This window comes from Streptomyces sp. NBC_01465, from assembly GCF_036227325.1.
Taxonomy (GTDB): domain Bacteria; phylum Actinomycetota; class Actinomycetes; order Streptomycetales; family Streptomycetaceae; genus Streptomyces.
This window is the reverse complement of the sequence record NZ_CP109467.1, coordinates 3680449-3693883: the sequence shown is the minus strand read 5'-3', so window position 1 is coordinate 3693883 and position 13435 is coordinate 3680449. Positions and strand designations below refer to the sequence as shown.

Here is a 13435-nt window from a genome sequence, read left to right as displayed (position 1 = left end):
GTTCTCGTTCAGCACTTCACGATCAGCATCGATCAGAGATTGACATGCACCACTGACAATCGCGCCACGTGGGCAAAACTCCGCATTCAATATTATGAGGCCGAGCGGCTTCGCGTGCAGGCACGAAAGACATATTGACCAGGCGCTACGTCATCGGCGATGCGTGGAGCGACCCCCGGCGTCGGAGTTCTCGCCGTTCTTGCGTGGGTGTGGACTCTCCAGGCGCACGGCCAGGCATGCCGCACCCATGTCGGGCACATCGACGGAACGCATGCGTGGCGAGAGAGGTCGGGCGTGTGCCGGTGAACGTTGATCGGCAGAGTGGGTTCTTCCGGCGGAGTTGTCAGGACGACAGCGGCGGGGTCTGTTCCTCAGGACGTGGGCACTTGTCGGTGCAGCCGTCCGATTCCCCGCAGCCGCGGATTCGCAGCTCGGCCCGTCGCTCTTCCGCCACGGGCTGCCAAGGCCGTACCGCCGCGCGAATGTCCGGCGCCGGAAGGCCGAGCGCGGCGCTCAGCAGGTGCTTGCCGAACAGCGGTGGCACCGCGTTCCCCACCTGCTGTGCCTGCGCTGTACCGGACCACGGGTAGTCGGGCGGGAAGCTTTGCAGCATTCCCGCCTCGTTCATGCTGAACCGCGCGCCTTCGCGAACAATTTCTTCATTCAGGTGTTCGAATACGACGAACCGCGAGATGCGACCGGTGACGGTGGCGGCGGGCTGCCGGTCGCTCCGCACGCCACGTCGCCCCGGAATCCCGGAGCTGCCGTAGTTCGAACGGACGAGGAAAGGCCTGGCTCGTCCGGGGTGGGTGCCCACCCGGGCGCCGAGCGCATCCCCCATCGACCTCCAGAGCGGCTTCTCCTCGTCACCCGATCCTCGGTCCGCTTCCACCGTGGTCCGGGGGGCTTCGTCGAGAGTCGGCTGATGCGGGTCGCCTGCGGGGGACGAGGGCCTCCCGTTCCATCCCTTCGCTTCGTAGGGCCGGTGGCTCGATTCGGGGAGGGCGGGATCACCCAGCCCCACCCGCCGGGCGATCAGCACGGCGCGGGACCGGGTCTGGGGCACTCCGTACGTCTCGGTGGCGAGGACATCCGTGACGGCTTTGTACTTGGTGCCGTCCGGCAGCCCCGTCTCCTCCAGCGCCTCGGCGTACTGGGTCCAGAGCGCGGCGACGGTGGGGACCTGTTCCAGGACGATGACGTCGTACGGACGCATTCCCCGATTGGGGCTCCTGGTGGCCTGGATCGCGTACCGGAGCGGTTCGAGGACCATCGCCGTGCGCGGGTCGGTCAGGGTTTTCAGATCCGCGTCGATCGCCTCGTCGGACTCGCCGTCCATGAGTCGGTGGATGTACCCCTTGACCTCGTCCAAGGCTTTGCGTCCAGCGCCTTTCCCCGCGACCGAATAGGTCTGGCAGGGCGGGCCGCCGGCGAGCACATTGATCTCCGGGGGCAGCGACTCGAAGGCGTCCCTGCGCACCGCGCTCACATCCGCGTGGAGCGTGTCCAGCCCGGCCGCGTAGCGCGTGAGGCATGCGCTTCTGTCCCACTCGATCCCGAGACTCGGGATCCCGAACCCATGGGCCGCGACGTCCAGTCCTCCGGGGCCCGCGAAAAGATCAAGGACGAAGGGCTTGTCGAGGATGGGTTGGAGTGACGCCGTGCTGGTCATGTGGCGGAAGTTTAGCCGGCAAACGTAGATCACCGGTTCAGTCCCGGGCTTCGACGCCGGCCCGGCTCCGCACATGCCAGGCGGGAGCGGTGCCGTCTGCTCAGTCGGGGACGTCACCGGGCTTTGCCCGCCGAGTTCGGCGTGCCCTGTGGGACCCGGCCCCGAGATCCGGTTCCTTTCCTCCCAGCCGCTCCGCCCGTCGACTTTCCACGGATGCTGTGATGCGCTCGGTGACCGTTTCTGTCGATTCGTGCTCCCAGAATCGCAGCACTTCCCACCCTGCTGCCCGAAGGTGGTCCGTGGTCTCCCTGTCCCGTGCGATGTTCCGGTCCAACTTCTCCCGCCACCAGCGAGCATTGGCCTTCGGGTATGTCGCGTGCTGCGGGCATCCGTGCCAGAAGCAACCGTCGATGAGCACGGCCACCTTGGCTCGAGTGAACGCGATGTCGATCTTCCGCCGGGGCATGTCCGGCACCGGATAGTGAATCCTGTAGCGGTGGCCCGAAGCGTGGAGCAATTGCCGCACGGAACGTTCGGCCGTCGTGTCCCGGCTGGTCTGTCGGCTCATCCGGGCCGAGACTTCGGGAGAGGAGGCAGGCGGTGCGGCGCGCATGCTCCGAGTCTCCTATACGGGGCCTCCCTGCGGGCAGCGAGGGCGTGATCCTTCTGCGTGGAGTGCAGGTGATGAAAGGACGGTCCCCGCGACGCTCCATGGGGGTCGGGCACAGGGGCGAGGGCTCCGACGCCGAAGGTCCCATCGCCTCCGGTGCTCCGGAAGCTGCGGGAGGCCGTCCGGGAATCGATTTCCCAGGTCGGGGTGGAGTGCCGTAGTGTCGTGTTCACCGACGCGGGGTGGAGCAGCTCGGTAGCTCGCTGGGCTCATAACCCAGAGGTCGCAGGTTCAAATCCTGTCCCCGCTACTCAGTAGCACCGAAGGCCCGGACTCGTCAGAGTCCGGGCCTTCGGCTTTGCCTCGTCATTGTTTTCCGGGTGATCTTCGCAGCGTTACTGTGCGCGACGTGTGTGCATGTTGTGCGCACCGGGATCCCAGGGGGGACTCTTCCGTGAGGCGCAGACGCCTTTCTTTCGCGACCGCCGTCGCCGTGCTCGCAGGGCTCACCGCGGCCGCCGGGCCCGGTGTCGGGGCTTCGTACGCCTCGTCGGGCGACAGTGCCGGTACTCCGCTGCCGCTCGCGCACTTCTCCCACATGGTCGTGGACGGGCTGCACGGGCACGTCTTCATCAGTGGTGGTGCGGGCAGCGACTCCCTCGTGGTGACCGATCTCGATGGGGCGAATCCGACCACCATCAGCGGTGAGCCCGGTGCCACAGGGCTTGCGCTCTCCGCCGACGGGGCCACCCTCTACGCGGCGCTCCCCGACTCCGACGCGATCTCCGCGATCAGCACCGACGGGTTGGCGGAGACCGCGCGGTACGCCACCGGGGACGGCACCCGGCCCGATTCGCTCGCGGTCGCCGGGGGTGCGCTCTGGTTCGGGTACGGGGCTTCGGGGGCGGGTGGGATCGGGTCCGTCGGTGCGGACGGGGGCGTCAAACTCGGGCAGGATTCCGGGAGTTGGGCCGGGTCGCCGATGCTGGCCGGCACGCCGACTGCATCGGATGAGCTTGCCGGGGTTGTGGGCGACGGGGCAGGCGCGGACGCCGTTACGTACAAGATCGTGGACGGCGCGCTGACCCGGCAGGCGGCAAAGGCGCTGAACGTTGCGGATCCGACCGACCTCGCGGTCACCGCGGACGGCGTGGATCTGGCTCTGACATCGGGCGCGGGGCAGTCCGCGGGCCGGTTCCGTGTGTCGGACCTGGAGACCAACGGTGGCTTCGGGTTCAACCTGGGTGCCAGGGCCGTCGCCGTGGCGCCGGACAGCACACTGGCGACTTCCAGTTTCTCCAACTACGAACGTGGATACACGACCCTCCCGTCCGACGGCGGCGGTCAGTACTCCGGTGCCGACTTCGACGACGAGATCGCTGTGCACGGCGTCCGGTGGGCCCCCGACGGCACCCGTCTGTATGCCGTGACCGCAGACGCTTCCGGAGGCGCGCCGGCCCTGCACGTGGACACGCATCCGGCGGTTGCCAGGCTGAGTTACCGGGTGGAGGGGACCACGGCAGCGCCGGGCGAATCTCTCTCGCTCACGTTCGTGCCATGGACCTCGGCCGATCCGGAGAACGTGAACGGCGGCGTCCTCCCGGGCACCCTGCGCATCACGCGCTACGACGACGCCCACCCCGACGGTGTGCCGGTCACCCCGACGCTGCACCCGTCGAACGTCGTCAACTTCATTGCCTGGTACACCCTCGACGACACCGTCCCCCTCACCGGCGCCCTCAGTTACCGCGTCGAGTACTCCGGAAGCACCCACTACACCGCCTCCGACCAGACCTTCCCGGTCACCATCCAGCGCTACGCGCCCACGCTGAAGCTCACCGCGCCGACCACCTCGGCGCGCGCGAAGGCGCTCACCGTCACGGGCAGTCTCGGCTGGCCGCACGCGCACGTCCTCACCGGCGCCGTACACGTCGTCAAGACCGACGCCGCCCACCCCTCCGGCTACAGCCTCGGAACCGTCCCCGTCGCCGCCGACGGCACCTTCGCACTGCACGACACCCCGCAGATCGGCGGCGCCGACAGCTACGCGTTCCGCTACGACGGCGGTACGTCCTACCTCCCCGCCAGTGCCACGGCGAAGGTGGACGTCTCGCGCGCCGCCCCCGCCGTGACCGTGGCGACCAACGCGGCCTCGTACCACTCCGGTTCCACCGTCAAGGTCACGGCCCACCTGGGGACCACGTACAACTCCCGTACGGTGGCGATCTATGCGACGCCCGTCGGCAAGGCCAGGACGCTGGTCAGGAGCGGCAAGGTCGACTCGCACGGGAACCTCTCCGGCTCGTACAAGATCAGCCGGAACACCGTCTTCAGCGCGTCCTTCGGCGGCGACTACCGCTACGCCCCGCGCACCGCGTCCCGCACGGCCGTCCTTGCCCCTACGGTCAAGACCGAGCTGCAGTGGCCGCTCGGGACCACCCGGATCGGGTCCACGACGTACCACGTCTTCCGCAAGAGCGAGGTGAACATGGGCTACGACTTCAAGGTCAGCCCCACCCCGACCAGCGGCTGCGGAACGGTCTACATCGAGCACTACTACTCGCACGCCTGGCACAAGGTCACGTCGACGAGCTGTGTGCCGGTCTACAGCGACCACTGGTACGGATACGGGCGCGCGCTCAAACTCTTCGCCACCAACGGTCAGTACCGGATCCGGGGCCACTATGCGCCGCCCACCAAGGGAGCGGTCATGGGCAGCGTCTGGACCGGCTGGACCTACCTCGTGGTCAAGTCCGGGTGAGCGGGTGGGGCGACGTCGTGGGGGACACCGCCCTGTCCATCCGGGTGCCCGAGGCCGATGCGCTCGTGCGGGCCGGATTTCCCGCCCATGTGACCGTGCTCTATCCGTTTCTGCACGAGAGTCTGATCGGTGCGGGTGAGCGGCGGGAGCTGGCCGGCATCTTCGGGGACCGGGACGCCTTCGAGCTGGAGTTCCGGGAGTTCCGGCGGTGGCCGGGCGTGCTGTATCTGGCGCCCGAGCCGGATGATCTTGTACGTGGGCTCACCGATGCCGTCCGCGTACGGTGGCCCGAGGTCGTGCCGTACCGCGGTGTCTTCGGGAGCGGCGGGCTCGCGCCCCATCTCACCGTCGCCAACAGCGAGGGGCCCGCGACCTGGCGCGCCGCCTACGACCTGGTGGAGCGCGAGCTCGCGCCGATGCTGCCCGTCGTCAGCAAGGTGCGTGAGGTGGCGCTGATCGTCTGGGACGGGGAGCGGTGGTGCGAGCGGGAAGCGTACCCACTGCGTGATCTCCCGGCGCAGAATGTTCCGTATGAATGAATCGGCGGGTGGGGCAAGGGAGTTGGTGCGGCGGGCGACCGTGGAGGATGCCGCCGAGCTCGTACGGCTGCGGGTGCAGATGTTCTACGACATGGGGCGGGACCCCGGGCCGGAGGACGCGCCGTGGCGGGGTGCCGCGCATGACTGGTTCGGTGAACGGCTCGCGGACGAGAAGAGTTTCGCCGCTTTTGTTGTGGAGGGGCCCGGCGGGCGCGGGATCGTCAGTTGCGCCGCCGGGATCTGCGACCGGTACGCACCCGGGCCCACCAGCCCCGGCGGGCTGGTCGGGCATCTGTTCAACGTGGCCACCGATGTGGAGGCGCGCAGGCGCGGGTACGCGCGGGCCTGCGTGGACGCGCTCATGGAGTGGTTCGAGGCGGACACCGAGGTGCGCGTCATCAATCTGAACGCCACGGACGACGGGGCCCGGATGTACCGGGACATGGGCTTCCACGAGCCCCGGTATCCGGCGCTGCAGTTCCGGATGGAGTGACGCAGGGCGCCCCGCCGGATCACCGGCGGGGCGCTGTGCGGGGCAGAGGTCCGGCTAGCGGATCTCGTACGCGCTGTGCACGGTCTGGGTGACCGAGCCGCCCTCCTTGTCCTTCGCGGTGATGCGCAGGGTCGCGAAGTTGGCGGGGTCGGCGGCGCCCATGACGTTGGTGACCGTCGCCGTCCAGGTGCCGTCCGCGTTGCGGGTGACGGGGGCCGTCGTCCACGTCTTGCCGTCGTCGAAGCTGACCTCGGCCGTCAGGGACCGGACCCTCGGGCCGCCCTCGGCGCGCACCGTGACCGCCGTGGTCGCCGCGCCGGTCTCCGTACGGTTGCCGCCGCTCAGTGCCTCTGGCTGGATGCGGAGGGAGTTCAGCGGCAGGTCCTGGGGCTTGGAGCCGTGCGTACGGCGGGAGTTGAACGTCCAGTCGGTGGTGACCCGGGCGCTCGTGGGCATCGCCCAGCCGTCGCGCGTCTGGTCCAGGGAGAGCGTGAACTCGCCGTTGGTGCGCGGGAGTTCGGCAGTCAGCGTGGGGTACGCGTCGACGCCCGTGGAGGTGGCGAGCGTGGTGCCGTTCTGCGACAGCGTCATGGTGTTCGTGCCGCTGGAGACGCCGATGCGGCCCGGGGTCGGGTCGGCGAGGGGGTTGTGGAGCGTGACGGCGGCGGTGTCGCCGGTGCGGACCGCGTCGCCTGATGCGACGACCGGGCCGAAGGAGGAGTTGCCGAAGGCCTCCTCGTGGCCGTTGGGCAGGGCGCGCAGGTCGTAGGTGCCGTACACACCGGTGGAGTAGCTGCCCATGCCGACGATGCGGTACCACTCCAGGCCAGGGACGGCGTTCTCCACGTAGTGCGTGAAGGGGCCGGCCAGCGGCACGGTGGAGCGGGTCAGGCGGACGCCGGTGTCGCCCGGGTAGACGGGCGCCATCTGGAGGGCGACCGCCCTGGCGGCCCAGGCGGTGGAACGGTAGACCGACGTGGTGCGGTCCAGGGTGGCCAGGCTCGCGTGGTGGTCGGCGTCGGCCGGGAACTCGCCGTCGCATACGTCGACCGTGTCCGCACGCCAGTTCTTGGTCACGGACTTGGAGGTCGGCGCGAAGGTGGTGTGGTGGCGGTAGACCAGGCCCTTGCCCTTCGCGGGGAGGACCGTGGTGACCGACGAAGGGCTCACGCCCGTCTGCCAGTTGACCTGGATGTCGCCCATCCTGCGGTCCAGGTCGAGGACCTGGAGGGTGATGGCGGCGTTCGGGTCGTCGTCCAGCGCGGCGGTCATGAGCGAGGACGTACGGGCGTCGACGGTGACCGTCTGGGTGCCCGCCTTCACCGTGACGGGGACGTTCCCCATGACGGCGGTGGACTTGCCGTCCAGGTTCTTCAGGCGCATGTACACCGGCATCGCGTACTCACCGGCGGGCAGGTGGACGTTGGCGGTGCCGTCCGCGGCGATCACCGCGTCGGTCTCGCCCGTCTTCATGTCGACGATCGGCCAGGCCTGGCCGGTGGCCGGAGCGCCGCTGAAGTCGAGGAACTTGAAGGTGACGTCGCCCGCCTCGGGCTCGATGTACGCGCCGAGGACCGTACGGACCGTCTGGCCGCCGCCCTTCGCGGTGAGGACACCGCTGTACGTGCCGGGCTTCGTGTGGCGGCCGCCGATCTCCAGCTCCACGCTCGCCGAGCCGTGCGCCGGGACGCGTACCGAGTGGTCGTCCAGATCGATCGCCTGCGCGTCCTCGGAGAGGCGGAGGGTTACGGCTCGGTTGGAGCCGTTGGTGTAAGTGACCTTTTTGGTCGCCGACTTGGTGCCGTACTTGACCCAGGTGCTCGTGTTCGCCGGGTCCGCCGTCACGGTCGCATCGGTGGCCGCGGCCACGTCCAGCTGGCCCGCACCCGTCTCGAAGGGCGTGTACGAGTCGTCCGATGCGGAGCCCGTCAGGGCGTCCTTGAGCTGCTGGCCCGTCCAGGTCGGGTGCTGCTGGGCGAGGATCGCCGCCGCGCCCGCCACGTGCGGCGTCGCCATGGAGGTGCCCGACAGGTTCGTGTAGAGGTCGTCGACCGGGGTGCCGAGCGAGGTGCCCGTCGCGCGCGCCGCGACGATGCCGACGCCGGGGGCCGCGATCTCCGGCTTGACGCCGTAGTCGCCGATGCGCGGGCCGCGGCTGGAGAAGTCCGCGAGCGCGCCCGTGGAGTCGACGGCGCCGACGGTGAGTGCGGCGTCCGCGCTGCCGGGGGAGTCGACCGTACGGGTCCCGTTGCGGCCCTCGTTGCCCGCCGCGATCACGAACAGCGCGCCGGTCGACTGCGAGAGGTCGTCGACGGCCGCTTCGAGGGGGTCGGTGCCCTGGGTGTCCGTACCGCCCAGCGACATGTTGATGATCTTCGCCTTGGCGTCCTTGGCGGCCCACTCCATGCCGGCGAGCACGGTCGAATCCGTGCCCTGGCCCGCGGAGTTGAGCACCTTGGCGATGGCGAGCGAGACGCCCGGCGCGACCGAGGGGTACGCGGTGCCGCGGCCGGCGATGGTGGCGGCGACGTGCGTGCCGTGGCCGTTGCCGTCCTTCTCGTCCGTGCCGGTGAAGTCCTTCGACGCGACGATCGCGCCCGCGAGGTCGGGGTGGGTGGCGTCCGCGCCGGAGTCGACGACGGCGACCGTGACGCCCTTGCCGTTCAGACCCTTGGCCCACGCCTTGTCGGCGCCGATCTGCTTCGTGCTGGTGTCGTCGAGCGCCTTGCGCTTGCCGTCGAGCCAGAGGTGCCCGTCGCCCTTGAGGGTCTGCGACCAGACCGTGTCCAGGTCGGACTTCTTCACCGTGCCGGTGGTGAAGCCGAGGGCGGGGAGCGAACGGGCCGCCGCGGGGCTGGACTTGGGCGCGTCCTCCGCGATGAGGGGGAGGGTGGAGCGGTCCTCGTCGCCGTACTTCATCGACAGCAGGCCGGTGATGTCGAAGAGGCGCGGGTCCACGCGCTGTTCGGCGACGAGCGTCTGGGCGTCGGCGGGGGTGACGGAGGTGTGGCCGTCCTTGCCCCGTACGGTCGCGAACGGCATCGACTCGCGGCCGTCGGCCGGCTCCACGGCGGTCAGCTGCTTGCCGTCCGCGCCGGGGTAGAGCGTCACCTTGTCGCCGGTGACGAGGGTGACGGAGCGGGCGCCGGTGAGGTCGGCGGGTATCTCCTGGGCCGCGGTCGCGGTGGTGTTCGCGGGCTGGTCGGTGGCTATGGCGACGCCGGGCGGCAGCGCCGCGCAGACGACTGCGGCAGCCAGTGCCGTACGCACGAGGGGTCTCAAAACGTCCTCCGGGGACAGGTTCGGGGTGCACTGAATCTGCCATGCGCTCCGGCGCCTGCTCTCCGACCATCGATGGCGGTTAGCCGCCCTGGCACATAACCGCCGCGAGGCTTTTTCGAGGAGGGGTGAAACATTTCCGGGGGCCCGGAGCATCAGATAGATGTAGGACCGCACGGGGGCCGCACAGGGGTCGTACAGGGGGAGGACAGGAAGCGCATGAGGAGCATGAGGAGACAGTCCCGTCGTACGGAGGACTTCCTTGAGTTCGCGGCCGGCCGGACCGGTCATCTCTACCGCTCCGCCTGTCTGCTCACCAGCGGCGACACCCACCTCGCCGAGGACCTCGTGCAGGAGACGCTGGGCCGGATGTACACGCTGTGGGGGCGGATCACGCGGATCGAGAACCCCGCGGGCTACGCCCAGACCGTTCTCGTACGGACCTTCCTCGCCCATCAGCGGCGGCTGTCTGCCACGGAACGCCCGGTCGGGGAGATGCCCGAAGGGGCGGTGACGGGCGACGACCCCGCGCTGCGGGTGGCGCTGCTCGACGCGCTGGGGCGGCTGGCGCCGAAGGACCGGGCGGTCGTGGTGCTGCGGTACTGGGAGGACCGCTCCATCGAGGAGACCGCCGACGCACTGAACGTGAGCTCGGCCGCCGTACGGACCAGGGCGGTGCGGGCGCTGGCGAAGCTGCGCGAGCAACTGGGCGGAAGCCTGGCGGAGTTCGCGGCGCTCTAGAGCCCTTAGGGCTGATCAGGACTGTTTCACGTCATCACTAGGTGAATGGGTAGGTTTGTCATGCCGTTTGAGGACCAGCTGGGCGAATCGCTCCGCCGCACCGGCGAGAGCTTCCGACCGGATGACCGTTCCGCCCTGGTCGACGCCGGTCTCCGCCGCGGCCGCCGCACGGTCCGCCGCCGGCGCACGGCGACGGTGACCGGCAGCGTGGTGGCGCTGGCGCTGGTGGGGTTCGGCGGGGCGTACGCGAGCGGGGTGCTCGACCTGGGCGGGGGGCAGGGGACCGGCTCGGTGGGGGCGCCGGCGAAGCCGAAGCCGCTGCCTGCGGCGAAGGGGGACGGCCATGTCTCCAAGGAGCAGGTGCTCAGGATCTTCAAGTCGCTTCTCCCGGAGGGGAAGACGAGCCAGGAGATCGCGTCGGGATCGGCTCCGGAGAAGGAGGACCGTCCGTCGGGAATGCCGAGCGCGTCGGTCGTCTTCGACGATGGTGACGGCAAGGCGCAGATCGGGATCTCGTTCAACGCGGTGGGGACGGCCCCCGATGTCGTCGACGGGTATGTGACCTGCCCCTCGAAGGCCTATGTGCCGTACGACAGGTGCGCGACGGAGACGCTTGCCGACGGTTCGCGGTTCATGGTCGTCCAGGGGTACGAGTACCCGGACAAGCGGGAGCCCACCAAGAACTGGCGGGCCACTCTGGTCACGCCCAAGGGCGTCCTGGTCGACATGAGCGAGTACAACGCGCCTGCGGAGAAGGGCGCCCAGGTGAGCCGGGACAACCCGCCGCTCACCGCCACCCAGTTGAAGGCGTTCGTCACGGCCAAGGCGTGGGCGCCGGTGATCGCCGACCTGAAGCCAGTCGCGGAGAAGTCCGAGACCCCGCGGAGGACGGATCCGAGCGCGGCCGGCATCCAGAAGGCGCTGATCGCTTCGCTGCCGGGGAAGCTCGCGGTGACCGACAAGGGCGGTCAGGAGGGCTTCGGCTTCGTGGTGGTCGATGACGGCAAGGGCGCGAGCCTCGTCCAGATCAACGTCCAGAACGGCATGGACGATGTCTTCCCCCGGGGCGACGTCACGACGCTGCCGGACGGGACGGTGGTGGGGGTGCAGAAGGGGTCGGGCGAGAAGGTGGCTGACCAGGCGATGTGGACTGCGGATGCGGTGGGCCCTGACGGGTTCCGGGTGGTGATCTCCGCGTTCAACACGGGCAGCCAGACGTCGGCGTCGACGCGCGAGGAGCCGGCCCTGACGCTGGCCGAGCTGAAGGCGATCGCGATCGACGCGAAGTGGCGCAAGGTCCAGTAGGGGCAGGGGTTCTTCCCCCACCCCGCCCCTTCCCGGCTGTGACATTCTGCGGCTCCGCCGCGTGGGGGGCTCCCGCCCCAGACCCCGGGCCCCGGTAAGCGGGGGCTTCGCCCCCTGCACCCCCGTACGCGACCTTCGGCCGCGTGTCCTCAATCGCCGGACGGGGTTGATTTGCCTGACGTGGGCTTGCATGCGCGGGTGATTTTGGCCGGTGTCGCATCCGAACGGACCGCAAGCGGCCATTGAGTAACCCCCACTCGTGCCAACCACTTCCGCGAGAGCGGCGCCGGTTTAGGCGCAAGACCAGGCGGGGTCCGGGGCGGAGCCCCGGTGGGGGTGCACCTACTTGGCGTCCGCATAGCACCGAACCACCGCCACCGTGAACGGAAACCTCACCGGCGTCTCCCCGAACGCGATCCGCCCCGCCACATCCCCCGCCTCGCGGATCGCCTTCTCCACCGCCTCCGTCTCCTCCTCCGGGCAGTGCACGATCACCTCGTCGTGCTGGAAGAACACCAGCTCCGCCCTGAGCCCCGCCCCCGCGATCGACTGCCGCAGCGCCGCCAGCATCAGGAGCGCCCAGTCCGCCGCGCTGCCCTGCACCACGAAGTTACGGGTGAAGCGGCCCCACGCCCGCGCGTCGTTCGAGGCGCGGGCCGGGGCCCCGTCGCCCTCGTCCTGCGGGACCCCCGCCTCGTCGGCCTCCTCCGCCCCCGCCGCCCGCGGGCTCGTCCGGCCCAGCCACGTCCGTACGAGCCGGCCCTCCTCGCCCGCCTTCGCCGCGTCGTCCACGTACGCAACCGCCAGCGGAAATCTGCGCCGCAGCGCCGCCAGGTTCTTCAGGCCGTCGCCCGACGTCTGCCCGTACACCGCGCCGAGCAGCGCGATCTTCGCGTGGTCGCGGTCGCCGCTGAACGCCCGGTCGGAGAGGCGGGTGTAGAGGTCCTGCTCGCTTCCCGCGACCTCCATCAGGCCCCGGTCGCGCGAGATCGCGGCCAGGACCCTCGGCTCCATCTGGTCCGCGTCGGCCACCACCAGGCGCCAGCCCTCGTCGGCGACGACCGCACGCCGGATGACCTTGGGGATCTGAAGTGCCCCGCCCCCGTTGGTCGTCCACCGGCCCGACGCCGCCCCGCCCGGCTGGTACTCCGGTCTGAAGCGCCCCTCGCGCACCCAGTCCTGGAGCCAGCCCCAGCCGTGCGCGGTCCAGATGCGGTAGAGCTTCTTGTACTGGATGAGGGGGGCCACCGCCGGGTGGTCGATGCCCTCGATCTCCCATCTCCGCGTCGACTTGATCCTGATCCCGGCCTGCCCGAACGCCTTGATGACATCGGCGGGCAGCTCCGGCCGCACCCGCCGCCCGAACGCCGCCGAGATCTCGTCCGCGAGCTCCGCCATGCGGCGCGGTTCGCCCCCGCCCGCGTACCGCTCGCCGAGCAGCTCGTCGAGGACGGCGCGGTGGACGTCCGCCGACCAGGGCAGCCCGGACGCGTTCATCTCGGCGGCGACGAGCATCCCCGCCGACTCCGAGGAGGTCAACAGCCGCATCCGGTCCGGGTGTTCGGCCGCGTCATGGCGCCGGAGCTGGTCCGCGTACACCTCCAGGAGCGCTTCGAAGGGGACGGCGACCGGCTGCGGTTCGAAGAGGGAGGACTGCGAGCCCGGTTCGGCCGCGCGCGGCGGCGGATCGGGCGGTACGGGGCGGTTGTGCAGCCGCGCCCAGGCGGCGGCCGCCGAACGCGGTTCGCCCAGGCGGCCCTCGTGGCCGAGGAGGAGGAGCTCCGCGTCCTCGATGTCGTAGCACCGCTCGACGCGCACCCCGGCGGCGAGCAGCCGTGGATAGATGTCGTACGTCGAGCGCCACACCCAGCGGCCCACCTCGGGGCGCTTCCGGACGGACTCGACGAGGTCCGCCTCGTGCAGGACCGGGCCCGTGGGCAGCCCGTCGGGGCCGAGGGGCGCGAGGTGGGCCCCGCCGCCCTCGGCCGCCGCGACGGCCCAGCGCTCGATCATGCAATCGAGTCTGGCACCCGCC

Annotated in this window: 9 protein-coding genes and 1 tRNA gene; 6 read left to right on the top strand and 4 right to left on the bottom strand. The window is 70.2% G+C overall.

The window, feature by feature from the left end:
• Nucleotides 1-343 precede the first annotated feature (343 nt).
• On the bottom strand, nucleotides 344-1672 hold the full coding sequence (locus OG707_RS17405; RefSeq protein ID WP_329119227.1) for a DNA cytosine methyltransferase: 1329 nt from the start codon (nucleotides 1670-1672) through the stop codon (nucleotides 344-346).
• Nucleotides 1673-1772: 100 nt separating this feature from the next.
• Nucleotides 1773-2240: a very short patch repair endonuclease gene (locus tag OG707_RS17400; protein WP_329127844.1), complete on the bottom strand. Its 468-nt coding sequence runs from the start codon at nucleotides 2238-2240 to the stop codon at nucleotides 1773-1775.
• A 278-nt stretch (nucleotides 2241-2518) separates the two neighbouring features.
• Between OG707_RS17400 and OG707_RS17395 the strand changes: the two genes are divergently transcribed.
• The 4 genes from OG707_RS17395 to OG707_RS17380 all read left to right on the top strand — a co-directional run bounded on the left by OG707_RS17395 (nucleotide 2519) and on the right by OG707_RS17380 (nucleotide 6075).
• A tRNA-Met gene (locus OG707_RS17395) sits at nucleotides 2519-2592 on the top strand.
• 144 nt (nucleotides 2593-2736) lie between these two features.
• Entirely contained in the window at nucleotides 2737-5043 is a 2307-nt protein-coding gene (locus OG707_RS17390; protein WP_329119225.1) for a hypothetical protein, read from the top strand.
• Nucleotides 5044-5060: 17 nt separating this feature from the next.
• Nucleotides 5061-5582 carry a 2'-5' RNA ligase family protein gene (locus OG707_RS17385; RefSeq protein WP_329119223.1) on the top strand — a complete coding sequence of 174 codons (522 nt, stop codon included), beginning with the start codon at nucleotides 5061-5063 and terminating at the stop codon, nucleotides 5580-5582.
• On the top strand, nucleotides 5575-6075 hold the full coding sequence (locus tag OG707_RS17380) for a GNAT family N-acetyltransferase (protein ID WP_329119222.1): 501 nt from the start codon (nucleotides 5575-5577) through the stop codon (nucleotides 6073-6075). Before OG707_RS17385 ends, OG707_RS17380 begins: the two co-directional genes overlap by 8 nt.
• A gap of 54 nt (nucleotides 6076-6129) precedes the next feature.
• Here OG707_RS17380 and OG707_RS17375 read toward each other — a convergent pair whose 3' ends face one another.
• Nucleotides 6130-9357: a S8 family serine peptidase gene (locus OG707_RS17375; protein ID WP_329119220.1), complete on the bottom strand. Its 3228-nt coding sequence runs from the start codon at nucleotides 9355-9357 to the stop codon at nucleotides 6130-6132.
• Between the two features lie 225 nt (nucleotides 9358-9582).
• Between OG707_RS17375 and OG707_RS17370 the strand changes: the two genes are divergently transcribed.
• Together OG707_RS17370 and OG707_RS17365 are read left to right on the top strand one after the other, a co-directional pair.
• A complete protein-coding gene (locus OG707_RS17370) occupies nucleotides 9583-10095 on the top strand; it encodes a SigE family RNA polymerase sigma factor (protein WP_329119218.1) in 513 nt (170 codons plus the stop codon).
• 60 nt (nucleotides 10096-10155) lie between these two features.
• Nucleotides 10156-11400: a hypothetical protein gene (locus tag OG707_RS17365; protein WP_329119216.1), complete on the top strand. Its 1245-nt coding sequence runs from the start codon at nucleotides 10156-10158 to the stop codon at nucleotides 11398-11400.
• Nucleotides 11401-11742: 342 nt separating this feature from the next.
• Here OG707_RS17365 and OG707_RS17360 read toward each other — a convergent pair whose 3' ends face one another.
• Nucleotides 11743-13413, bottom strand: coding sequence for a bifunctional 3'-5' exonuclease/DNA polymerase (locus OG707_RS17360; protein ID WP_329119214.1), 1671 nt, complete (start codon nucleotides 13411-13413; stop codon nucleotides 11743-11745).
• Nucleotides 13414-13435: the final 22 nt, after the last annotated feature.

What these genes read in the sequence shown, in the direction of transcription:
- OG707_RS17405 (WP_329119227.1), bottom strand. Translation starts at nt 1,672, where the DNA reads ATGACCAGCACGGCGTCACTCCAACCCATCCTCGACAAGCCCTTCGTC.
- OG707_RS17400 (WP_329127844.1), bottom strand. Translation starts at nt 2,240, where the DNA reads ATGAGCCGACAGACCAGCCGGGACACGACGGCCGAACGTTCCGTGCGG.
- OG707_RS17380 (WP_329119222.1), top strand. Translation starts at nt 5,575, where the DNA reads ATGAATGAATCGGCGGGTGGGGCAAGGGAGTTGGTGCGGCGGGCGACC.
- OG707_RS17370 (WP_329119218.1), top strand. Translation starts at nt 9,583, where the DNA reads ATGAGGAGACAGTCCCGTCGTACGGAGGACTTCCTTGAGTTCGCGGCC.
- OG707_RS17365 (WP_329119216.1), top strand. Translation starts at nt 10,156, where the DNA reads ATGCCGTTTGAGGACCAGCTGGGCGAATCGCTCCGCCGCACCGGCGAG.
- OG707_RS17360 (WP_329119214.1), bottom strand. Translation starts at nt 13,413, where the DNA reads ATGATCGAGCGCTGGGCCGTCGCGGCGGCCGAGGGCGGCGGGGCCCAC.